Below are 20,869 nucleotides of genomic sequence, written 5' to 3'. Positions count from 1 at the left end.
GAATCGAAGAAAGGAGGGCACTACAGATGCCCACCACCGCCACCGTAGCAGCCGCACCGCGGCGCTACACCGGAGCGGACATCGTGTCCGGGCTCCGCGCGCTCGCAGACCTCATCGAGACGAAGCCGTGGATCGCTGATGCTGTCCGCCTCCCCTCGGTCCCCCAGCACCTCACCATCGGTCTCGCCGACCGGCGGGATATTGAGGCCCTCGCGGTCGTCTTCGACGACGCTGTGCGCGAGGCCACTCAAGACGACGCCACGTACGTCTCCACGTCCGGTCAGTTCGACGGGCTCCGCGTGTCTGCGTACGCCGTCATCGACCATGCCCGCCCGCTGCGCCGCGACCCCGAGGCGACGGCAGAACTCGCGGAGCGTGACGCGTGAACGACCTCGCCGCCCGCACCGCCCGCTCCGCCGCGCGCGCCGTCGAACTGTCCGAGCTGGCCGCCGCGCGCACCGGATGGAAGCGCGCCGCCGAGGTCGCCGGGCTCGTCGCACTCGGAATGCTCGCCGCCGCCGGGGTGATCCCGTGGTGACCGTCTGGCCCGAGCCCGAGCAGGACACCGACGCCGATGAGGCCGCCGAGGTCGAGGCGGGCGAGTGCCCGACCTGCGGACCCGACCAGGTCCCCGACGTGGACGGCCTCTGCTCCTGGTGCGGACGCCCCCTCCGCTTCGGCCCCGACCTCCGCGACGACCCGAACTGGTGGCGCGAATGAACGCCCTCGGCCAGCTCGTCGCCGCCCTCCTGATCGCCGGGATCCTCCTCGCGATCGTCGCCATCACCCGGGGCCGCATCGACGGCGCCGCAGTCCTCTCCTTCACCCTCATCTTCTTCGCCGCCGCCGTCACCGTGTGGGCGACCAACAACCGAAAGCAGAACCGACCATGACTCAGACCTTCTCCGTGGAGAACTTCAAGGGCGTCCGCGAGATCACCCTGTCCCCCGAGGGCTCGCTCGTCGTCATCGCCGGCGGGAATGGCGCGGGCAAGTCGAGCTTCATCGACGCGTTCGTGGAGCTGTTCGACCCGAAGGGCACCCGCCTTACCCCCATGCCCATCCGCGACGGCCACCAGGAAGCGCGCGCCGAGTTCGTCGACACCGACCTCGACATCCGCGTCGTCCGCACCTGGAAGAAGAACGACGCTGGCCGCCTCGAGGTGTTCGCCCTCGACGGCGCAAAGTACGGCAAGCCCGCTGAGGTCGTCGCGAAGCTCACCGGCGGTCTGATCTTCGACCCGGTCGCGTTCCTCAACCTCGACGAGAAGAAGCAGCGAGACGCGCTCCTCGCCAAGGTCGACCTGCCGTTCGACATCGACGAGGTCGCCCGGGAGAAGCAGGGCGCCGAGGGGCGTCGCCTCGAAGCCGGTCGGGACGTGAAGCGTCTCGAGGGTGCGCTGGCGTCCATCCCGACGCCGGCCCCCGGCACGCCTGCCGAGGAGGTGTCCAGCGCCGAGGTGGCTGCGAAGCTCGAGGAGGCCCGTGCGCACAATCGCGACGTTCAGCAGACCCGGGCCGATCAGCTCGCCGCCGAGCAGGAAATCGCGAGGGCCGAGGCGCGTATCGCCGAGCTGCGCGCGCGGGTGCAGGACATCGCGCCCCGCGCCGCGCAGCGCCTCATCGAGGAAGACCCGCTCATCGAGGAGCTCGGCTCGGTCGACGCCCTCAACCGGCAGGTGCGCGCCGCTCAGGAGCGGTCCCGCGTCGCCGCCGAACTCGCCGCGGCCCGCACGGCGCGCGAGACCGCGCAGGCGGACATCGACGCCGTCGAGGCGAAGAAGGCCGCGGGCCTCGCCTCGGCGTCGTTCCCGGTCGATGGACTGTCGGTCGATGAGTCGGGCGTGACGTTCGAGGGCATTCCGTTCGCTCAGGTGAATAGCGCCATGCGCCGTCGCATCGCGTTCGCGATCGCCACCGCGGGCGACCCGGAGCTGCGGCTGGTCATCGTGAAGGACGGCGACCTCCTCGACGCGGAATCCCTCGAGGGCATCCGCGACATCGCCGCCCGCCGCGGGTACACGGCGCTCATCGAGCGCGACCGCGACGAGTCCCGCCAGATCGGCTTCACGATCGTCGATGGCGCCCTGGGCGGTGCGGCATGACTCTCGACATGGGACCCATCAAGGAGAAGCACGGCCTCGCGCAGGCTCGCCGAGAGTCCGAGCGCGCGGACCCGATGGCCGCCCGCGTCGGTACAAAGCTGTTCCGCGACGGCCACCGGAAGGGCTTCTGGGACGGCGCGCAGTACGTGCTCGAGAACCTCGCCGCGTTCGCCGACGTCATCGACTGGCGAATTCTCGCCGGCATCAATCAGGGCTACCTGCCCGCGCGGTGGCTGCGCCCCGGCGACCGCGTCGTCGTCGCCGAGGTCGAGGGCGTGGTGGTCGACCGGGAGGTGCGCGAAGCCTTCCGGACCGTCCACTTCACCATCCGTACCGACCGCGGCGCACAGATCGTGTTCGAGCGATCGACCGAGTTCCTCATCCGGGTGCTCACGGTCGGGACGCTGACATGACCGCCCTTGCCCTGCTCGACCGGACCCTCGGCGACACCTCCGATCGCGACTCGTGGGCGAACGTCCATGAGAAGACGATCGGGTCTTACGCCGCGTCGAGCTTCGCCAAGGCCAGCTCGGTCGAGACGTACGTGCGGCAGATCATTGCCCCGCGCGAGTTTCGCGGCAACGCCGCGACCGACTCGGGCGTGCGGTGGGAGCCGATGCTGCTCGCCTGGACGGGCGCCGAGCCGAACAGCCTGTTCATCCATCACCCGGAGGAACGCGGCTTCGGCGCGACGGTCGACGGCACGGTCCCCGGCGACCCGTTCGTCATCGTCGAGACGAAGGCGAAGCACAACAAGATCGTCACCGGCCCGGAGCCCCGCGAGATCCGACAGATCGCCTGGCAGCTCTTCTGCATCCCGGAGGCTGCCGAGTGCCGCTTCGTGTGGGGCGAGCTCGTCACCGGCCCCAGCGAAGACGGCGGCTGGCGTCTGCGCCGCGACCCTCAGGCGCTCGTCTACCCCCGCGATCACCCCGACATCGTCGCCGCGACGGCGCTGATCGTCCCCATCGCTCACGAAGTGCTCGCCAGCGTCCGCGCCGCGCGCGCGGCAGAGAGGAACCCCTTCTGATGCCGAACGAACTCGTCCTCCCCAACTCCGTCCAGCCGAACACCTGGAACGCCGACACCGCCGCGATGATGGAGTTCGCCGGTCTCACCTGGACCGAGCAGCGCCCGGACCCGGAGAACCCCGGACAGCCGAAGACCGTGCGCATGTACGCGCCGACGGGGATCATGGCCGCGTTCATCGCCGCGTGCCGACGCACCGGTCTCGACCCGACGGCGAAGCAGATCTACGCCGCGCAGATGGGCGGCAAGTGGACCGTCCTCATCGGCATCGACGGCATCCGCCTCGTCGCACAGCGCACCGGCGAGTACGACGGCCAGGACCCGATCGAATGGCAGGCGACCGAGGACGGACCCTGGACCACCGTTCCCCCGAAGCAGCCGTTCTCGGCGCGCATTCGCATCTACCGGAAGGGCATCAGCCGCCCGCTCGAGCAGACCGTCACCTGGGCGGAGTTCGGCGGGATGAAGGGCAACTGGGACAAGCGCCCGTCGCACATGCTCGGCATCCGCGTGGAGTCGCACGGCTTCCGACGCCTCTACCCGATGGAACTCTCGGGCCTCTACACGCCCGAGGACTTCGAGGCCGACGGCGAGCTGATCGCCGAGGGTGCTCCCGCCGAGCCGTCTGAGGACTGGCTTGCGCTCTTCGCCGCAGCGACGACGCGCGAGGAGCTCGAAGCTGTCCGCCTCCGTATCCCGGCGGCGGAGAAGAACGACAAGCTCAAGACCGCATTCCTCGCACGCGCCGGCTACCTCGCTCGCGAGGATGCCCGCACCGAGGACGCCGAGGTCGTCCCCGACGATCCCCAGACCGCCGACGAGGGCGCGCAGCCCGCTGACGTTGAGGCCCCCCAATCTCCTCCGTCGCAGCCCGCGCCCTCGTCGGCCCCCGCCGAAACGACGCAGGAGGAGTACGAAGCCGCCGAGGCCGCGCGCTTCGACGCCGCGGTGGCGGCTGGGGAGGTGAGCAACGGTGACTGAACTCGTCCACGGAACGACCGGCGAGGTCATCGAGTATCAGCCGGTCTCACCCCTCGAGGTGGAGTACATCATCCGTGAGCTGGGCGACCGCATCGAGCGGTCCGTGAAGATCCTCGATCAGCTCCAGCGGGCCCGCTACGACGCCGAGACCGAGTACTCGAAGGCGTTCGAGCAGGCGAAGCTCACCTCGAAGCGCGAGATGTACTCGGACCGCCGCAGCGAGGCGAAGATCGCATGCCTCCCGCTCGAGCGCGAGGTGAACGAGGCGAAGGCGAAGCTGCACCACGCCGAGCGGTTGCAGGAGGCGCTCGGTCGCAAGCTGTCGGGCTACCAGACCATCAAGAAGGGGCTGGAAGCCGCCTACGGCGCCGGGGGTGTGAGCAGATGAGCATCGACCAGCACATCGCCGTCGCTGGCCACGCACGTCCCCGCGTCCCGTGGAACGGCCTCACGGTTACCGACCTCTTCTGCGGCGCTGGCGGATCATCGTCAGGTCTCGTCGAGGCGGGGTACCGCGTCGTCATCGCGGCGAACCACTGGGCTCTCGCGATCGAGTCGCACCAGATCAACCACCCCGACACGGACCACTCGCAGGCCGACATCTCGCAGGTGAATCCCGCGTTCTTCCCGAAGACGCACGTGCTCTGGGGGTCGCCGGAGTGCACGAACCACTCGATCGCGAAGGGCGTGAAGCGTCAGCGTCAGCAGGATCAGGCGCTGTTCGAGCTCGACGGCACCCGCCCGCTCCCGGACGAGGCCGCGAATCGCTCGCGCGCGACGATGTGGGACATTCCCCGCTTCGCCGAGCACCACCGGTACATGGCGATCATCCTGGAGAACGTCGTCGATGCGTACCGCTGGGACCAGTTCGACGCGTGGCAGATGGCGATGCGCGCGCTCGGCTATCGGATGCAGCTCGTCTGGCTGAACAGCATGCACGCGCAGATCGGCGGCCTCCCAGCGCCGCAGTCCCGCGACCGCATGTACGTCGTGATGTGGCGCGAGGACCTCGTGTCGGAGGACCGTCCCGGTCCCGACGTGGGGAAGTGGACCCGCCCGATGGCGCTGTGCCCCGAGCACGGCGAGGTGCAGGCCGTCCAGGCGTTCAAGAAGAAGGAGGCGTGGGGCCGATACCGCGCACAGTACGTCTACCGCTGCCCCGCGTGCTGGACGCCGATCGAGCCAGGGTGGCTGGCCGCCGAGTCGATCATCGACTGGTCGCTTCCCGCACCTCGCATCGGCGACCGCGCGAAGCCTCTCGCCGAGAAGACGCGGGAGCGGATCCGTCGTGGCATCGAACGCCACTGGGCGCCGCTCATCGCGAAGGCCGCGGGGAACACCTACGACGGCGTCACGACCGGCTCGGGCTATCTCCGGGTCAGCGATCTCGACTCGCCCATGCCCGCGCAGATGGGCACCGCCGAGCACGGTCTCGCCATCCCGCCGCTGATTGTGCGAGGCGAGGGGAACACCGTGCCGGCGAAGCCCGCCTCCGAAGCGCTCGGCGCGCTCACCGCGTCGGGGTCGATGTTCGTCGCTCACCCGCCCGCGTTCCTCGCTCAGTTCCGCGAGCGCGACCGCACGCAGACACTCGACAAGGCGTTGCCGACGGTCGTCGCCGACGGCGCGGGCCAGGCGCTCCTCGTCCCGGTCGAAGGCCGGGAGGGCAAGAGTGCAGCGTCCGTCGCCGACCCACTGCGCACGCAGTCGACGCGCAACGAGACCGGGCTGCTGGTCCCGGCTGGTGGCACCTGGCGCTCGGACGCGACTCCGCTGACATCGCCCATGTCGGCGCTCACCACTCGCGAGGCTGATGGCCTGGTCATCCCACTTCGAAACCACGGCGTCGCCAAGCCGTCATCGCACCCGATCGACACGGTGAGCGCCGAGGGCAACCACCACGCCCTCGTCATGCGGAACAACACCGCGCACGGCGACGGCGGCCAGATGTCGACACCCGTGCACGAGCCGCTGCGCGCGCTCACGACCGCCGGGCACCAGTCGCTCATCGAACCGGGCGCGCCGATCAGCCTCGACGTGGACGACGCCGGGTTCCGCATGCTGGAGCCCCACGAGATCCAGCTCGGCATGGGCTTCGCCGCCGACTACCACCTCGTCGGCTCGAAGCGGGACAAGGTCAAGCAGGCCGGGAACGCCGTCACCCCGCCCGCCGCCCGCGACCTCGGACACGCTGTCGCGGAGTTCCTTCTGGCGGTGCTCGGATGACCGCCACGACAACGACGATCCTTCGCTGTGACGGATCGGGCTGCACCGAGCACATCATCGCCCGGCCCAGAGAAACCGACCTCGAGCTGCGTCGGCGCGCCATGCGCGAGCAGGGATGGCGGCACAGCCACCGTCCAGGCGACTGGCGGCGCGACTTTTGCCGGTGGCATGCGTGACCGACACCCGGTGCAGCCGCTCCTGCTGCTGGACCCCGCTCGGCCACTCCGCCGCCGCCCCCACCACCTGCGCCTGCCACGAAGGAGCCACCATGTCGAACCCCGTCCCGAAGGCTCAGCTCAAGCTGCTCGCCGACCGCGACGGCTTCGTGTGCGCCTGGTCCGCGACGACCACCGACCGCCTCGTCCCCCAGCACCGCCAAGGCGGCATGGGCGGGCGTCCCGACAAGCACCGCACCGAGAACCTCCTCTGGCTCGACTCGATCCTGAACGGGGAGATCGAATCGGACGACCGCCTCGCGCGGATTGCGAAGGCGTACGGGATCAAGGTGCCGATCTGGGTGAAGGACGTCAGCGCGGTCCCGGTGTTCTACGCCGCCGAGCGCGCCTGGTTCCTGCTCGAGGGCAATACTCGCCGGGAGATCACCGCGCTCGACGCAATGGACCGGATGCACACGATCTACGGCGACGAATACTTCACATGGAAGGCGTATGCGGACCAGACGCCGCACGCGGCCATCCTCGCGCTCAGGAGCGTCCGCTGATGGCCTGGTTCAAGGTCGACGACCACTTCTGGTCGCACCCGAAGACCGCGGCCCTCAGCGACGCTGCGACGGCGCTCTGGCTGCGCGCCGGATCGTGGTCGGCGGGGCACCTGACGGACGGTCGCGTGCCGTCGTCGATGCTGCGATTCTTCAGCGCGCGCCGCCGCTCAGCCGACGAACTGGTCGCCGCGGGCCTGTGGACAGTCGACGGCGACACCTTCGTCTTCCATTCGTGGGCCGAATACCAGCCCTCGAAGGAGCAGGTAGAAGCCAAGCGCGACGCCACCAAGAAGCGCGTAAACGCGTGGCGAGAGCGGCAAGGTAACGGCGTTACAAACACGTCTCCGGATGGGGACCGTAACGCTCCCCCCGACCCGACCCGACCCGACCCGGCCCCTATCTCTACCTCTACCGAGGTAGAGAGGGGGACGCGCAAGCGCGCCACCCGCATTCCCGAGCCGTTCATCGTCACCGCCGATATGCGAGCTGACATGCACGCCGAGTACCCGCATCTCGACATCAACCACTCGACGAAGCAGTTCGTCGACTACTGGCGGTCGGCCTCTGGGAAGAACGCGCTCAAGAAGGAATGGGTCGCGGCATGGCGCTTCTGGATGCGTCGCGACGGCCAGGCCATGACCACCCCGCGAGCTGGTCAGCAGCCGCGTCCCACCCGTGACGACGAGAACCTCTCCGTCGTAGCCCGACTGGCAGCCCAGGAGGCCGCCCAGCAGAAAGGACTCACCGCATGAACACCTCCGACGCAGCGAAGCTTCTGACCGTGGCGGCTGGTTTCGACCGGCGCCAGGTCACGGAAGTCACCGCGACCGCCTGGGCCGCCGCGCTCGACGGGCACACGTACGCCGAGTGCGAGCGCGCGATCATCGCCCACCACCGCGACCCTGCGACACGCACGACCTACCTGACCGTCGGGCACGTCCTCGACCGCGTCGAAGCCGGGGACCGCACCAGCACCGCCGACGTAGAGGCCGACGTGCGCTCCGCGAAGGCGCGCGGCATCATCCCGGCTGACTGGCCGAGACGCCGGGAGCTGACACCCGAGGCGGCGTACCGGCTCGCGCAGGCGCGCGAACACGACCGCCAGGAATCGATCCGTCTCACCGGCGGCGCCGAGATCGAGGCCCAGCGATGACCGTCTCAGTGAAGTTCGCGGACCGTGCGTGGGCTCGCCTCGCAGTGATCGCTGACCGCAACGGGATCACCGTCCCGCAGCTCCTCGAGGGCGGCGCAATCGCGCTCGGCGTCGGGACTGCTGCTCAGACCGCCAGGACGCAGCAGAAGGCCGTCCGAGTGGCACACGTCATCAGCCTGAGAGAGCAGGGGTGGAAGGTCGCCCAGATCGCGGAGAAGGTCGGCGTCTCGACGTCGTTCGTGTCGCGGGTGCTCTGCGAGAACGGGCACCGCACCCACACCGAGAGGAGCACGACATGACGTTCACCGCACGGTACGCCGGGCGCTGCGCTGCCGACTGCGGCGAGCAGATCGCCCCGGGCGACGAGGTCGAGTTCGTCGACGACCAGCTCGTGCACGACGGCTGCACGCCCACTCCGCAGGCCGAGCGCGCCCCGCGCCCCGTCTGCCCTGACTGCTTCACCGAGATCGCCCTGAACGGAGCCTGCTCATGTCCCTGACCGAGACGCCGCCTGCACGCATCGTCTGCCCCGAGTGCGTCGCCGGGAAGCACACCTCGTGCGCGCACTTCGGCTTCGACGCCGACGACGAGGAGACCGATTGCCAGTGCGGCTGCGAGACCTCGCGCACCTGCCCGAGCTGCACCGACACGGTGCCACCCGGCTGGACCCTCGACGACCACCTGGACTGCAACCACCCTGAGGACTTCGCATGACGATCGTCTGCGCCACGAACGACAACCTCCCCGGCATCCGCGTGTGCACCACGCTCGGCGAGCACCGCGTCACCTGCCCCGACCACCCCGGCTGGGCCGAGAAAACCCGACCCGGCACCTGCCGCGGGTGTCTCCCCCTCGCCGCCGACGTCGGCTTCCTCTGCCGCCACTGCTGGGACCTCGTCGAGACCGCCTACCCCCAGTGGGACCGATTCCGACAGCTCCTCGAAGCGACCGATGGCCGCGCGGTCTCGGCAGCCGGTGGCGGCGGGTCCGCGGCGTCGGGGTACTCGAACCTGCCGCTCACGTTCCTCGCCCTCGACGAATGCGAGCGACACCTCGCCACCCGCGGCGACCTCACCCTCCTCATGTGGGTGAACACGCCCACCGGCGCCGCCCACGCGATCCAGTTCGCCCACGCAGCGCTGAACGCGTACCGGACGCTCGAGGTCGAAGAGCGCGAGAAGGTCACGCCCGCGCCCTCGCGGTGCCCGGAGTGCGGACTGCTCACCATCGGTGCAAACCGGCAGCGCGTCGTCGGCGCGTTCACCGTCGTCGAGTGTCGGCACTGCGGCCACCGCCTCGACAAGATTCGCACGGGCCCCGCCTCCTGGACCGGGTCGGACATCTGCGAGTACGGCGACCCGACCGAGCACCTCGCGTGCACCGAGCTCGCGTGCGGGTGCTGGTGCCACGACTACGGACGCAAGTCCCACCCCGCGCTCGGCGTCGCAGCCCTCTGGGATGGCGACACCGCAGGCGCCACACAGGGCCACGGGGCACCCCGCGGCGACTGGATCATCGACGACCCCCACACCATCCGGCGGGTCCCCGCCTACGACGACAGGAGAACAGCATGAGCACCTGCCACTGTGACGGGCCACCGCACACCTACTCCCCCGGCTGGTGTGGAGCGGGGCGCGGGGACGATGGTCGACCGATCAACAAGCGCATCGCCGCAGCGCAGCTCGAACTGCGCGCCGCACAACTTCGGGCAGAGGCGGAGGCATCCGATGGCTGACGCCAAGCTCCCCGAGTGGGTGACGGTCAAGGCCGCAGCCGTCATCGTCGGCAAGGCCGAGCGCACGGTCTACCGCTGGATCGACCGCGGACTCCTCGCCACCCGCGAAGACACCGACGGGCGAGTCATGGTCCTCTCGAAGGCCGTGGGCCGCGTCTCCCTCTCCCAGCGCCGCGGACGCCCCCGAGGCACCCCGACACGCCGGTAACCCGAACGCCCCCGAAAAAGATGCAAAAGCGTCAAAAGGGGCAAGATGAAACGTAGATGGTGGAGCACTCCGCCCAGACGACGAAGCCCCGGCCCCAAAAGCAGGAACGCCGGGGCTTTGTTGAGATCACGCTTCGAGTCCGAGAGCCTTCTTTCCGATCTCGATAGCGAGCGCCGTGCTCGTGCCAACGACTACCTGCTTTGCCATGGCTCGCCAGTTGGCCTTCTCGCCCTCCGTTTCGGACGTTTCCGCTGCCGCCTGGAACGCGAACCGCAGCTTCTCTACCGCCGCCGTAAAGTCGAAGGCACTGCCTTCGTCTTCGGCCTGGAGCGCATCTCGAATCTGGGCTATGAGCCGCCTGATGTAAGAAGCCAGCGCCGGTTCGATGGTCGAGTCCGCGGACAGCAAATCCTCGGCCTGGGAGATGAGATTTTTCAGCGAGGGAACCCGGTAGTCGTCACTGCTCAACACTTTCCCATCCAAGAATGAGCTGAGGCTTTCGATCTGGTCGAGGGTGTCTTCGTCCACCACGTTGTCCGCATTGGTGACACCCGACCTCCATCCGGTAGTCAGCATGAGCGGGACGCGCATCCACTTCTTGAGGTTTCGTTGATGCACGGCGACCTTGAAATTCCGGTCGCCTAGGTAGCGCAGTTCGTCCTCGATGACGTGCATCCATGCGAAAGCGCCGGACACCTCGAGAATCCCGCCTCCGTCGATATCGAGAAGCGCCCACATCGTGGCGCCCGGGCTATCTAGAACTCGATTTCGCCATCTTGAGAACAAGGCGTGCAGGTTGTCCGCTGAGTTAGTCACCAGCGAATGCTACCGACGAGGGTCGTCGACTCTCGCCTGCCGACGACGAAGCCCCGGCCCTCACCCACGAGGACACCGGGGCTTCGCCACATCGGCTTTTACTCGCTGTCGCTCGACTTCGTGACGTCGTAGACGTGCGACATCGAGATCGCATAGACAGTGGCCCCAGACGAGTCCTGGAACCAGAAGTAACCGTCTGCGAGGTGGAAGTCCACCGCGTTCGCCACGGCCTTCTTGTTGTCGTAGCCCTCGTTGATGACGTAACTCGCCATGGTCGCTCCTCTCATGCGGTGGACCCAGCGTCCCCCCACCGCCAGCATTCCAGACCGCGCCAGCGCAGCGCATCCCGCACAGGGCAAGAGGCCCGCGAAGAGGTGACCGCATGGCAATCAACGACGACCAGCGCCAGCGAGTCATCACCCTCCACAGCGAAGGCAAGACCCGCAACGAAATCGCACGAGCAACCGGAGTAAGCGCCGGCTCCGTCACCAACATCTGCCGCGACGCCGGGCTGTCCTTTGACCGGTCAGCCACGAAACACGCCTCTGAGGCCCGCGCGGTCGACCTCGCGGCTGGTCGTATCCGGCTGGCGGAGAAGATGCTGGCGGCGTCTGAGGACATGCTCGATGTGATTGACGGCCCGTACGAGGTGTACAACTTCGGCGGGAAGGACAACACGTTCGAGTCACGGGTGCTGGACTCGGCGCCGGTGGAGGTGCGTCGCAACGTCATCACGACCGCGGCGATCACGTTCGACAAGCTGACCCGCATCGTCGAGAAGTCGGACACCGGCCTCGAGCAGGCTGCGGGTGTCCTCGATCAGATCGCCGACGGCTTCGCCGAGGTCGCGAAGCGGTACCGGGCTGAGACCCCCACCGATGAGGCTTGACGAGCTCGAGCGCCTCGTCTCCCGTGCGCAGCTCCTCTCCCTGGTCGACGCGGCCCGGTTCAAGCTGGCGTTGTGGTTCGGGGCGGTGTCGTCCGGGAAGACCGTGATCAGCCTGTGGGCGTTCCTGCTGGCGGTCCGTGTGGCCCCGAAGACGGGGATCATCGTGATCGTCGGTCGGACGTTGCAGACGGTCTACCAGAACGTGTTCGTCCTGTTCCAGAACACGTCGATCTTCGGCACGGTCATCGCGTCTCAGATTCACTACACGCCCGGCGCTTCGTCGGCGCGCATCCTGGGCCGTGAGGTCATGGTCATCGGCGCGTCGAACAAGGAATCCGTGGGCCGTATCCAGGGCTCGACGGTGGCGCTCGCGTACGTCGATGAGGCGGCGCTGCTGCCCGAGGTGTTTTGGAACATGCTCGTCTCCCGCCTCCGCGTCGAAGGCGCTCGGCTCCTCGCGACGATGAACCCCGCGTCTCGGAACCACTGGATCCGGAAGAACTGGATCGTCCCCGGTCCGGCGAAGAACCTCATCAGCTTCCACTTCACGATGCGGGACAACCCGAACCTGCCGGCGGACTACATCGCCGACATGGAACGGTCCTTCTCCGGTGTGTTCTACGACCGGATGATCAAGGGCGAATGGACGAACGCTGAGGGCGCCGTCTACCCGATGTGGGACCCGAAGCGTCACGTCATCCCGTTCGCCGACATGCCCCGCCTCGCCGAGGTCATGGGCATCGGCATGGACTACGGCACGACGAACACCACCGCCGCGCTCATGCTCGGCGTCACCGACGAGAAGAAGCCCCGCCTCATCCTCATGGACGAGTGGCGCTACAACCCGAGGGACCACGGGGACCTCCGCCTCACCGACCAGGCGCTCTCGCAGCGCTTCCGCCGGTGGCTGCCCCTGGACCACACCCCGTTTCCGCTGACCGTCCAGCCGAGGTTCCTGATGCTCGACCCGGCAGCCGCGTCGATGCACCAGCAGCTTCACCAGGACCTCCGCGGCACCGGCCTCTCCCCGTGGCCCGCGGTGAACGACGTGCTCCCCGGCATCAAGACCATCGCGAACCTCCTCGACAACGACCAGATGATCGTCACCGACCGGTGCACCGGCTGGAACGAAGAGGTCACCGAGTACCGCTGGGACGCCAAGGCCACGGACGAGGGCGAAGACCAGGTCGTGAAAGAGAACGACCACAGCCTCGACGCGGGCCGCTACATCACCCACTCCACCGTCGGCTACTGGAAACCCCAGCTCGCCGCCGCCTGAACCTCGGAAGGGGTGCCGAATGCCGATCCCCGACGAGAACACCGCGTGGCCGCCGAAGCCGTGGGATGACGCGTACAAGACGTACGCGGAGAACGAAGCCTGGTACCTCGGCGACACCGCCGCGCTCGAGCGGATGTACACCGCCGACCGGCAGGCGCAGGCCACCCACACCCGCCACGGGAAGTCGATGCGCGGCGGTCTCGTCGGGGCCGCGTCGCTCATGTTCTGGGGCCGCCCGGTCCCCGCGAACGAGAACCGCACCCGCATCCACGTCCCCGCCGCCGCCGACCTCGCGACGCTCTCCTCGGACCTGGTCTTCGCTGAGCCGCCCGAGGTCATCCTCGACGCCGGCACGAAGAAGGGCGCGCAGGAGCGGCTCGACCTCATCGCGAACAGCGAGGACGCGCACGCCACGTACAACACCATGGGCGAGCTGAAAGCTGCGCTCGGCGCCGTCGTCATCACGACCATGTGGGACACCACCGTCGCCGACCACGCCTGGCTCCAGGTCAACGCCGCTGACGTCGTGATCCCGACGTTCCGGCACGGCCACCTGGTCGAGTGCACCATGTGGACCGCGTTCTCCGACGGGCAGACGATCTACCGCCACCTCGAGCACCACGAGGTCGGGTCGATCGAGCACGCCCTGTTCCGGGGCACGGCGAACAACCTCGGCAAGCGCGTGCCCCTGCAGGAGCGACCGGAGACCGAACCGTACGCCGCGCTCGTCAACGCGGACTCCCGCATCCTCACCGGCATCGACCGTCTCACCGCGTCGTACAACCCGAACATGCCGACCCGCGCGTGGCGGAAGAAGGGCGTGCTCGCGTACACGGGCCGCTCCGACTTCGCCGGGCTGCACCCGCTGTTCGACAGCCTCGACGAGACGTTCTCCTCGTGGATGCGTGACCTCCGACAGGGCGCGGGCCGAATCCTCGTCCCCGACGCGATGCTCGACTACCTCGGGCCCGGCATGGGCGCGTCGTTCGACATGGGCCGCGAGGTCTTCGCTGGGCTCAACACCCCCGGCGACCCGTCGAAGGTGGCGCTCGACAAGGTCCAGTTCGACATCCGCGTCGAGCAGCACGAGCGCACCGCGTTCGCCCTCTACCGTGAGATCCTCCGCGCCGCCGGCTACTCGCAGTCGGCGTGGGGTGACTACTCCGGTGGGGGTCAGGGCGGCACGCAGACGGCGACCGAGGTCGACGACCGGAATAAGGCGTCCGAGCGCACCCGCGACAAGAAGATCCTGTATGACAAGGCCGCGATCGCGCGGCAGGCGTCGGTGGCTCTCGAACTCGACGGGAAGCTGTTCGCCGGGAAGGGCGGGGGACGGTTCGACCAGCCCGTCGTCACGTTCCCCGACGTGTCGCAGGAGGACCCGGAGAAGCTCGCCCGCACTCTGTCGCTGCTCGATGCCGCCGGCGCGATCTCGGTGTGGGAGAAGGTCGCTCGCGCGAACCCCGACTGGGACGACACGCAGATCAAGACCGAGGTGGGCCGCATCCGCGAGGACCGCGGTACCGCGCCCGACCCTGCCGCGTTCACCGGTGACGGTGAGGACGAGAACGAAGCGGCCCCGGGTCAGTTCGAAAACTAACCCGGGGCCTTAAACCTAGGCGGGACTCGAACCCGCGACCTCAAACTACGTATCAGGTAGGCGCTCTATCCAGCTGAGCTACTAGGAGTATTCGACCTCCGCTCTCGCGAAGGTATGACGTGATCATAGGGGGCACGAGTGCCGCTGTTCAAGCCGGATCCCGAGCGGTCGCTCGAGGACATCGTCGAGACACTGGGCCGCGAGCTCTCCGACCGGTACCGGGACGCCGAGGACGAGGTCATTCGGCAGGTCGCCATCCGTGCGGCCCGCGACATGGAACTCGCCGGCCAGCTCCCGACCGACACAGTCGCCGGTGGCCTCACCGTCGCCGAGCGACGCCGACAGAACCGGATCATGGCCGAACTGCTCGCGCACCGGGCCCGCGCCCTCCGCGAGCTGCAGACCATAGCCGTCGGCATCGCTGACCGGCTCCGCGCCGAGGACAACGCCCGTCGCATCCTGTTCACCGCCGCGACCGAGGGTGAGGCCGCAGCCGCCGCACAGCTCGGCTTCGCCCAGCGTCAGCCCGTCGCGAGCATCCCTTTCATCGGCGGCAGCGCGGCGGTCTCGTCGACCACGATGACCGCGACGTCGTCGCAGGCCGTCGCGATGCTGGTCCTCTCCCTCGACAGCCGCCTCGAGAACCTCGCCGAGCGCATCACCCGCTACCCGCGTGACGCGTACCAGCGGATTGTGTCGATCTACACACCGGGCACCCTGCTCGGGCTGACGACGTCGAAACAGCAGCAAGCGCGGATCGTGCAGCGATTCCTCGCCGAGGGCATCACCGGCTTCGTCGACCGCGGTGGCCGCCGCTGGACGATCGGCGCGTACGCCGAGATGGCCGGGCGCACCTCAGTCGCCCGCGCGTTCAACGACGCCGGCGTGTGGCGCATGCAGCGGTCCGCCATCAACCTCGGGACGATCGTCGGCTCCCTCGACGCGTGCAAACGCTGTGCCCCGTGGATCGGGAAGATCGTGTCGCTCGACGGCATGACCGGGGATATCGAACTCCCCCACGCGACCCGGAAAGGGACCGTCGTCGTCCACATCGACGGCACGCTCGACCAGGCACGCTCACAGGGCTGGGGACACCCGAACTGTCGAGACAAGGTCGTCGCCTACCAGCCCGGCCTCACCATCCCACAGGCCGACTTTCAGTACGACCGCAAGGCCGAGCAGGAACGGCAGGAACAGCGACGCCTCGAGCGCGAGATCCGCTCCGCGAAACGCCGCGAGGTCTCAGCCATGAACGAAGCCGACCGGCGCCGCGCCGCCGCCGACGTCGCCGACGCACAGCGCGAGATGCGTGGCTTCATCGACAAGACCGGACGCAAGCGCCAGTCGGCCCGCGAGCAGCTCCGTTTCGCTGACGGCTAGCTATCGCGGTGCAACTGCTCTGCGAGCGCCTTGACCGCCGCACTGAGCTCGCTCGTGGCCTGCGCCATCTTGCGTTCGTGCAGGTCGTTCGACTGCCGCCGGGCCGAGTCGGCGTAGTTGATGGCTTGCTGTGCGTGCTGCGCTGCATCGAGGTAGCTCACGGTCTTCACCTTTCCTCAGGGAGCCCCGAGCCTATCGGCCTCACGCAGACCAGGGAGGGGCGTCAACGCGGCAGCGATGGCCGCGAAGGACGCTCATCACGCCGCTGACATTCCGGCCAGGCGCACCTGCGCCCCTCCCCACACACTCCGCGCCCGCTGGCGGCCCTGCACGTCAGCGGGCGCGGCCCTCACACGTCGCTCACCGCACGGGGTGAGCGCATCCACGAGCAGGAGGCTCAGCCATGCCCAACACCCGCACCCGCCACCTCGGCCCGCAGTTCGCGCCCGCGTTCGACCGCCCCTTCCTGCGGTACTTCGACGGCGAGAACGGCGCACCCGGTGGCGCTCCCGCCGCGACCCCGTCGGAACCGGCTACGCCCGCGGCAGCGCCCGCGACGCCGACTCCCCCGCCCGCCGCCCCGGCTGCACCCGCCGCCCCGGCGACGCCCGCAGCGCCCGCGGCAACGCCCGCCCCGGTCAACTACCAGGGCAACCCCGACGAGTACGTGCGCGAGCTGCGCCAGGAGTCCCGCGGCCACCGCGAGGCGCTCGAAAAGGAACAGGGCGAGCACACCAACACGAAGGCGGAACGAGACACCGCCACCGCCCGAGTCACCAACCTCGAGCGCGAGAACTTCCTGCTCCGCAACGCCGGCAAGTACGGCGCCAACCCGGACCTGCTGCTCGACTCGAGCAGCTTCATGCAGGCCTTCGCCGACGTCGATGTCGCGAAGGAAGAAGACGTCAAGAAGGCGATCGACGACGCGATCAAGAGGAACGCGGCGTTCAAGGCCGGCCCCACCCTGCCCGGAGCAAGCGGCTTCGGGCACCAGGGCGGACAGGCCACCCCCACCAACACCCCCTCGCTCACGAGCGCCGTCGCGGCGCGACTGGGCGGCTGACTCCACGAAGGAGATGAACCATGCCCGTTACCCTCGCTGAGGCCAAGAAGAACGCCGTCGCCGACCTCGACGTGGCTGTGATCGACGAGTTCCGCAAGGAGACCGCCGTTCTCGACAGCCTGATCTTCGACGACGCCGTGAACCCCGCCGGTGGCGGCGCGACGCTGACGTACGGCTACCGCCGACTCACCGCGCAGCGCGGCGCCGCATTCCGTGCCATCAACACGGAGTACACGCCCGAGCACGTCACGACCACGCAGTACTTCACCGACCTGGCCCCCCTCGGTGGCTCGTTCGAGGTCGACCGCGTCGTCGCAAAGATCGGTCCCGCAGCGTCGGGCTCCGTCGCGCTGAACCTGTCGCAGACCATCAAGGCCACCGTGACCAAGTTCCAGGACGCCGTGATCAACGGCGATGTGGCGGTCGACGCGAACGGCTTCGACGGTCTCGACAAGGCCCTCGTCGGCTCGACCACCGAGGCCGGTACGACCGCCGTCACCGACTGGCGCGACTTCGACACGAACCCGCGCGCCGAGCACAAGGCGCTCGACGCGATCGACGAGTTCCTGTCGCTGCTCGACGGTGCGCCGACGGTCATGCTCGGCAACTTGAAGGTCCTCGCCCGTGTCCGTGCCGCCGCCCGCCGCGCTGGCATGTACACGAAGAACCCGATCGACGACCTCCTCGGTCCCGACGGGCGCCCGATCGTGCGCGAGCAGTACGGCAACATCGCGTTCCTCGACCCGGGCGCGAAGGCCGGCACCAACAACCCGATCATCCCGATCGTCACCCGCACCGTCGGCGGCACGTCGACCACGGGCCTGACCGACCTCTACGCCTACCGCGTGGGTCTCGACGGCTTCCACGGCGTCTCGATCGTCGGTGGCGAGCTCGTCACGACCTACCTGCCCGACTTCAACACCCCGAAGGCGGTCAAGTACGGCGAGGTCGAGATGGGTCCCGTGTCCGTCGCCCTCAAGTCGACCAAGGCTGCTGCGGTCCTCCGCAACATCCGCGTGCAGTAAGGAGCTGCTGATCATGGCGAAGAAGACCATCAAGGCCCCCAACGAGGCCTTCACCGGCTCCGTCGCGGGCGTTCGCTTCGAGGACGGCGTCGGGCACACCGACGACGAGAACGCGATCGCCTACTTCGAGCGTCAGGGCTACGGCGTCTCGGGCGAGCCTGCCGCGCAGCCGGGCGACCCCGACGCGAAGTACCCCGCGGGCGACCCTTCCGACAAGTGGAAGAAGGAGGAGCTCCTCGCTTACGCCGCCGATCGTCAGATCGACCTCGGCGAGGCGAAGAACAAGGACGAGATCTGGGGCGCGATCAAGCCCGGCGGCACCCCGTACAAGGGCGTCACCACCCCCGACGGGAAGGCGCTCGTCAACGACAGCACCGACCAGAAGGACGCCGAGATCAAGGACCAGCAGTCGCTGCCCGTCCAGTAACCCCCACCGCATGAAAGTTCCCCGCGCGACGTGACTCGCTCCGTCGCGCGGGGAGCGCCACGGCACGTAGCTCAGCGGATAGAGCCACGGCGCGCAGGTTCGAGTCCTGCCGTGTCGACCCATCGAAGGAGGCACCATGTTCCACATCCACACCCCCGAGCCCGTGCTCGGCCAGTCCCGGTTCCTCGACGTCGACTTTCACGACGGCGTCGCCCACGTCGAAGAGCTGCACCCGATCCGCGAGCAGGCGCTCATCCAGCACGGCTACACCGTCGTCCAGGAGCTCGTCGGCACGAAGCTCGAGGACCTCACCGTCGCGAAGCTGCGCCAGCTCGCCAAGGACGAGGGCCTCGACCTGCCCGCCAAGACGAAGAAGCCCGAGCTGATCGCCGCGCTCGACGCGCTCCCCGTGCGCGTGCTCTCCGCCGCCGACGCTGAGACCGACGACCTCACGGGCGGCGTCGTGCCGAACCCGGGGAGCGTGGAGAGCGACGGCACCTTCACCGCGGTCGCCGAGCAGGAGGGGCGTGAGGCGTACATCCCGGCCTCCGCGGAGCGCACGGCACGCAACTCCGAGATCCTCGCGCAGCTCAACGCCGCCGCCGACGCCGAGGAGTGATCGTGAACGCGTACGCGACCCCCGCGCAGTACACCGCGTTCGCGGAGGAACCGTTCGAGGGCAGCACCGCGAAGCTCCAGAAGCGGCTGCGGTCGGCATCCGTCGAGGTGGCCGCGCTCACCCGCGGTGCGATCTACGCCGCCGACAGCAGCGGTCTCCCCACCGACGCCGAGACCGCGAACACCTTCGCTGACGCGACATGCGCCATCGTCGAGCACTGGGAAGCGACCGACGACCCGTTCGACGTCGAGGCGAACGCCGGGGCCGTGAAGATAGGGTCTGTGTCGCTCGGCACCACCTCGTCGAGCTCCGACGGCCTCTCGGCTCGGGAAAAGCTCGCCCGTCGCATCGGCCAGCGCGCGATGACGATCCTCTCGAACGCTGGCCTCGTCGGGGCCGCCGTCGCGCACTCGTAGGAGGTCCCCGTGGCACGCCTCCGGAAGAAGCACCTCCCCCACCGCGTCGACCTTCGAGGCCTCGACGGTGAAGGCGCGGAGGGCGTGATTCGCGGCGAGGTGCGCGCGGACCGCCCGGCCTACGTCGAGCAGAAGTCCCGCCTCGTCGTCGACCGCCGCACCGACTCCGAGACCCTCGGCCAGCAGGTCACCTCGACAACGTTCGTGGTCCTGCTCCCCGAAGACGACGCCGAGCCCCGCACCGAGGTCACCGTCTGGAAGGGCACCCGCCGCGAGCGAACGTCGCAGGTCATCGACAGCGCGTTCTTCGACTACCGCGGCACCCCCAGCCACGTCGAGCTCTACCTGGAGTGAGGAGGTCGCCGTGGGCGTTCGAGCCGAAATCACCATGACGAACAACCTGGACCGCCTCGAGCACGAGATCCTCGACGGCCTGCTCGACGGCATCAACGCCGCCGCCGAGCGCGGCCTCCTGCACGCCATCGACCGGGTCCCGTGGGACGAGGGCACACTCGCCGGCACCGGCACCGTGGAGCGCGCCACCGACCCCGAGGAAGGCGCGGCAATCGTCTTCGACACCCTGTACGCCGCCCGCCTGCACGAGCACCCCGAGTACAACTTCTCGAAGGACTCGAACCCGAACGCCCAGGGCAAGTACCTCGAGAGCGCGGTCGTCGAGAACAAGAAAGAGCTGGGCGACATCATCCGGAAGCGGGTGCGCGGTGGCTGACGTCGCACCCGAAACGCTCCTCGCCCGCGCAATCGCCGACATCCTCGTCGCCGGGGGCCTCGGCGTCTGGCGAAAGGACGGCACGGCGTACACAGCCGACGAGCACGGCCTGTTCATCGACCAGCCGATGCCGACGACCGTCCGCCAGCTCACGCTCGTCACGCCTCTCCGCCCCGTGCGCGACTCCCGGACCACCGTCCTGTACCGCGCGCAGCTCGCCACACGCCTCGTCGCCGAGAAGACGAACATGGCCGGCATCCGCGCCCGCGCAGACCGCATCGCCGGGCTGTTCGACCACCGCGAGTACACGCCCCCCATCCTCGGTATCTCGTTCTCGACCGAGTACTCGCGGCTGTACTTCGACCCCGACTCCCAGAACCAGGTGATGGTCACGCAGAGCTTCGAGTTCCTCGGCCACACCCCCAGCCCCAACCCGGGGACCACCCCATAACCCTCGAAGGAGGACCG

At 68.8% G+C, this 20,869-nt stretch carries 33 protein-coding genes and 1 tRNA gene; 31 read left to right on the top strand and 3 right to left on the bottom strand.

What is annotated here, in order from left to right:
- Positions 1-26 precede the first annotated feature (26 nt).
- The 18 genes from AB6V31_RS10065 (at position 27) to AB6V31_RS09980 (ending at position 10,157) form a co-directional block, all read left to right on the top strand.
- Positions 27-386, top strand: coding sequence for a hypothetical protein (locus tag AB6V31_RS10065; RefSeq protein WP_369365415.1), 360 nt, complete (start codon positions 27-29; stop codon positions 384-386).
- Positions 383-538 carry a hypothetical protein gene (locus AB6V31_RS10060; RefSeq protein WP_369365414.1) on the top strand — a complete coding sequence of 52 codons (156 nt, stop codon included), beginning with the start codon at positions 383-385 and terminating at the stop codon, positions 536-538. The genes AB6V31_RS10065 and AB6V31_RS10060 overlap by 4 nt, the downstream gene beginning before the upstream one ends.
- Entirely contained in the window at positions 535-720 is a 186-nt protein-coding gene (locus AB6V31_RS10055) for a hypothetical protein (protein ID WP_369365412.1), read from the top strand. The genes AB6V31_RS10060 and AB6V31_RS10055 overlap by 4 nt, the downstream gene beginning before the upstream one ends.
- A complete protein-coding gene (locus tag AB6V31_RS10050; protein WP_369365410.1) occupies positions 717-893 on the top strand; it encodes a hypothetical protein in 177 nt (58 codons plus the stop codon). Before AB6V31_RS10055 ends, AB6V31_RS10050 begins: the two co-directional genes overlap by 4 nt.
- Positions 890-2,104, top strand: coding sequence for an ATP-binding protein (locus AB6V31_RS10045; protein ID WP_369365409.1), 1,215 nt, complete (start codon positions 890-892; stop codon positions 2,102-2,104). The genes AB6V31_RS10050 and AB6V31_RS10045 overlap by 4 nt, the downstream gene beginning before the upstream one ends.
- Entirely contained in the window at positions 2,101-2,517 is a 417-nt protein-coding gene (locus AB6V31_RS10040; RefSeq protein ID WP_369365407.1) for a hypothetical protein, read from the top strand. Before AB6V31_RS10045 ends, AB6V31_RS10040 begins: the two co-directional genes overlap by 4 nt.
- Positions 2,514-3,134: a hypothetical protein gene (locus AB6V31_RS10035; RefSeq protein WP_369365405.1), complete on the top strand. Its 621-nt coding sequence runs from the start codon at positions 2,514-2,516 to the stop codon at positions 3,132-3,134. Before AB6V31_RS10040 ends, AB6V31_RS10035 begins: the two co-directional genes overlap by 4 nt.
- Positions 3,134-4,114, top strand: a complete 981-nt coding sequence (locus tag AB6V31_RS10030) for a recombinase RecT (RefSeq protein ID WP_369365403.1) — start codon at positions 3,134-3,136, stop codon at positions 4,112-4,114. The genes AB6V31_RS10035 and AB6V31_RS10030 overlap by 1 nt, the downstream gene beginning before the upstream one ends.
- Entirely contained in the window at positions 4,107-4,502 is a 396-nt protein-coding gene (locus AB6V31_RS10025) for a hypothetical protein (RefSeq protein ID WP_369365401.1), read from the top strand. Before AB6V31_RS10030 ends, AB6V31_RS10025 begins: the two co-directional genes overlap by 8 nt.
- Positions 4,499-6,340, top strand: a complete 1,842-nt coding sequence (locus AB6V31_RS10020) for a DNA cytosine methyltransferase (protein WP_369365400.1) — start codon at positions 4,499-4,501, stop codon at positions 6,338-6,340. Before AB6V31_RS10025 ends, AB6V31_RS10020 begins: the two co-directional genes overlap by 4 nt.
- Positions 6,341-6,608: 268 nt before the next feature.
- Positions 6,609-7,061 (top strand): hypothetical protein, encoded by a 453-nt coding sequence (locus AB6V31_RS10015; RefSeq protein ID WP_369365398.1) that lies wholly within the window; start codon positions 6,609-6,611, stop codon positions 7,059-7,061.
- Positions 7,061-7,813 (top strand): hypothetical protein, encoded by a 753-nt coding sequence (locus AB6V31_RS10010; protein WP_369365396.1) that lies wholly within the window; start codon positions 7,061-7,063, stop codon positions 7,811-7,813. Before AB6V31_RS10015 ends, AB6V31_RS10010 begins: the two co-directional genes overlap by 1 nt.
- A complete protein-coding gene (locus AB6V31_RS10005) occupies positions 7,810-8,214 on the top strand; it encodes a hypothetical protein (protein WP_369365395.1) in 405 nt (134 codons plus the stop codon). The genes AB6V31_RS10010 and AB6V31_RS10005 overlap by 4 nt, the downstream gene beginning before the upstream one ends.
- Positions 8,211-8,513 carry a helix-turn-helix domain-containing protein gene (locus AB6V31_RS10000; RefSeq protein ID WP_369365393.1) on the top strand — a complete coding sequence of 101 codons (303 nt, stop codon included), beginning with the start codon at positions 8,211-8,213 and terminating at the stop codon, positions 8,511-8,513. The genes AB6V31_RS10005 and AB6V31_RS10000 overlap by 4 nt, the downstream gene beginning before the upstream one ends.
- Positions 8,510-8,713: a hypothetical protein gene (locus tag AB6V31_RS09995; protein WP_369365391.1), complete on the top strand. Its 204-nt coding sequence runs from the start codon at positions 8,510-8,512 to the stop codon at positions 8,711-8,713. Before AB6V31_RS10000 ends, AB6V31_RS09995 begins: the two co-directional genes overlap by 4 nt.
- Positions 8,704-8,928, top strand: coding sequence for a hypothetical protein (locus tag AB6V31_RS09990; protein ID WP_369365389.1), 225 nt, complete (start codon positions 8,704-8,706; stop codon positions 8,926-8,928). Before AB6V31_RS09995 ends, AB6V31_RS09990 begins: the two co-directional genes overlap by 10 nt.
- A complete protein-coding gene (locus tag AB6V31_RS09985; protein WP_369365388.1) occupies positions 8,925-9,788 on the top strand; it encodes a hypothetical protein in 864 nt (287 codons plus the stop codon). Before AB6V31_RS09990 ends, AB6V31_RS09985 begins: the two co-directional genes overlap by 4 nt.
- A gap of 153 nt (positions 9,789-9,941) precedes the next feature.
- On the top strand, positions 9,942-10,157 hold the full coding sequence (locus AB6V31_RS09980; protein WP_369365386.1) for a helix-turn-helix domain-containing protein: 216 nt from the start codon (positions 9,942-9,944) through the stop codon (positions 10,155-10,157).
- Positions 10,158-10,283: 126 nt separating this feature from the next.
- Here AB6V31_RS09980 and AB6V31_RS09975 read toward each other — a convergent pair whose 3' ends face one another.
- Together AB6V31_RS09975 and AB6V31_RS09970 are read right to left on the bottom strand one after the other, a co-directional pair.
- Entirely contained in the window at positions 10,284-10,973 is a 690-nt protein-coding gene (locus tag AB6V31_RS09975; protein WP_369365384.1) for a hypothetical protein, read from the bottom strand.
- Positions 10,974-11,071: 98 nt separating this feature from the next.
- A complete protein-coding gene (locus tag AB6V31_RS09970) occupies positions 11,072-11,245 on the bottom strand; it encodes a hypothetical protein (RefSeq protein WP_369365383.1) in 174 nt (57 codons plus the stop codon).
- A gap of 110 nt (positions 11,246-11,355) precedes the next feature.
- Here AB6V31_RS09970 and AB6V31_RS09965 point away from each other — a divergent pair, with 110 nt between their 5' ends.
- From AB6V31_RS09965 to AB6V31_RS09950, 4 genes are all read left to right on the top strand, one after another.
- Positions 11,356-11,862, top strand: a complete 507-nt coding sequence (locus AB6V31_RS09965; RefSeq protein WP_369365382.1) for a hypothetical protein — start codon at positions 11,356-11,358, stop codon at positions 11,860-11,862.
- Positions 11,852-13,141, top strand: a complete 1,290-nt coding sequence (locus AB6V31_RS09960) for a PBSX family phage terminase large subunit (RefSeq protein ID WP_369365381.1) — start codon at positions 11,852-11,854, stop codon at positions 13,139-13,141. The genes AB6V31_RS09965 and AB6V31_RS09960 overlap by 11 nt, the downstream gene beginning before the upstream one ends.
- Before the next feature lie 19 nt (positions 13,142-13,160).
- Positions 13,161-14,741 (top strand): phage portal protein, encoded by a 1,581-nt coding sequence (locus AB6V31_RS09955; RefSeq protein ID WP_369365380.1) that lies wholly within the window; start codon positions 13,161-13,163, stop codon positions 14,739-14,741.
- A 138-nt stretch (positions 14,742-14,879) separates the two neighbouring features.
- Positions 14,880-16,121 (top strand): phage minor capsid protein, encoded by a 1,242-nt coding sequence (locus tag AB6V31_RS09950; protein WP_369365378.1) that lies wholly within the window; start codon positions 14,880-14,882, stop codon positions 16,119-16,121.
- Here the strand turns inward: AB6V31_RS09950 and AB6V31_RS09945 are convergent.
- Entirely contained in the window at positions 16,118-16,282 is a 165-nt protein-coding gene (locus tag AB6V31_RS09945; protein ID WP_369365376.1) for a hypothetical protein, read from the bottom strand. The two genes, AB6V31_RS09950 and AB6V31_RS09945, sit on opposite strands and share 4 nt — an antisense overlap.
- Positions 16,283-16,524: 242 nt before the next feature.
- On the opposite strand from AB6V31_RS09945, the gene AB6V31_RS09940 reads away from it, so the two are divergent.
- The 9 genes from AB6V31_RS09940 (at position 16,525) to AB6V31_RS09900 (ending at position 20,852) form a co-directional block, all read left to right on the top strand.
- A complete protein-coding gene (locus AB6V31_RS09940) occupies positions 16,525-17,184 on the top strand; it encodes a hypothetical protein (RefSeq protein WP_369365374.1) in 660 nt (219 codons plus the stop codon).
- Positions 17,185-17,204: 20 nt separating this feature from the next.
- On the top strand, positions 17,205-18,209 hold the full coding sequence (locus AB6V31_RS09935; RefSeq protein WP_369365372.1) for a major capsid protein: 1,005 nt from the start codon (positions 17,205-17,207) through the stop codon (positions 18,207-18,209).
- Positions 18,210-18,222: 13 nt separating this feature from the next.
- Positions 18,223-18,636: a hypothetical protein gene (locus AB6V31_RS09930; RefSeq protein ID WP_369365371.1), complete on the top strand. Its 414-nt coding sequence runs from the start codon at positions 18,223-18,225 to the stop codon at positions 18,634-18,636.
- A 60-nt stretch (positions 18,637-18,696) separates the two neighbouring features.
- A tRNA-OTHER gene (locus AB6V31_RS09925) sits at positions 18,697-18,754 on the top strand.
- Between the two features lie 18 nt (positions 18,755-18,772).
- Positions 18,773-19,255 (top strand): hypothetical protein, encoded by a 483-nt coding sequence (locus AB6V31_RS09920; RefSeq protein WP_369365370.1) that lies wholly within the window; start codon positions 18,773-18,775, stop codon positions 19,253-19,255.
- A 2-nt stretch (positions 19,256-19,257) separates the two neighbouring features.
- The gene (locus tag AB6V31_RS09915; protein ID WP_369365368.1) at positions 19,258-19,671 is read left to right on the top strand and encodes a hypothetical protein; all 414 of its coding nucleotides are present in this window, start codon (positions 19,258-19,260) and stop codon (positions 19,669-19,671) included.
- Positions 19,672-19,680: 9 nt separating this feature from the next.
- The gene (locus AB6V31_RS09910) at positions 19,681-20,025 is read left to right on the top strand and encodes a hypothetical protein (RefSeq protein WP_369365367.1); all 345 of its coding nucleotides are present in this window, start codon (positions 19,681-19,683) and stop codon (positions 20,023-20,025) included.
- 10 nt (positions 20,026-20,035) lie between these two features.
- Positions 20,036-20,401, top strand: coding sequence for a hypothetical protein (locus AB6V31_RS09905; protein WP_369365365.1), 366 nt, complete (start codon positions 20,036-20,038; stop codon positions 20,399-20,401).
- Entirely contained in the window at positions 20,394-20,852 is a 459-nt protein-coding gene (locus AB6V31_RS09900; RefSeq protein WP_369365363.1) for a hypothetical protein, read from the top strand. The genes AB6V31_RS09905 and AB6V31_RS09900 overlap by 8 nt, the downstream gene beginning before the upstream one ends.
- Positions 20,853-20,869 lie beyond the last annotated feature (17 nt).

It is taken from the genome of Microbacterium sp. 16-032 (assembly GCF_041079455.1).
Taxonomy (GTDB): domain Bacteria; phylum Actinomycetota; class Actinomycetes; order Actinomycetales; family Microbacteriaceae; genus Microbacterium; species Microbacterium testaceum_A.
Note: the sequence above shows the minus strand (reverse complement) of the source record. Positions and strands in the feature narration are given on the sequence as shown.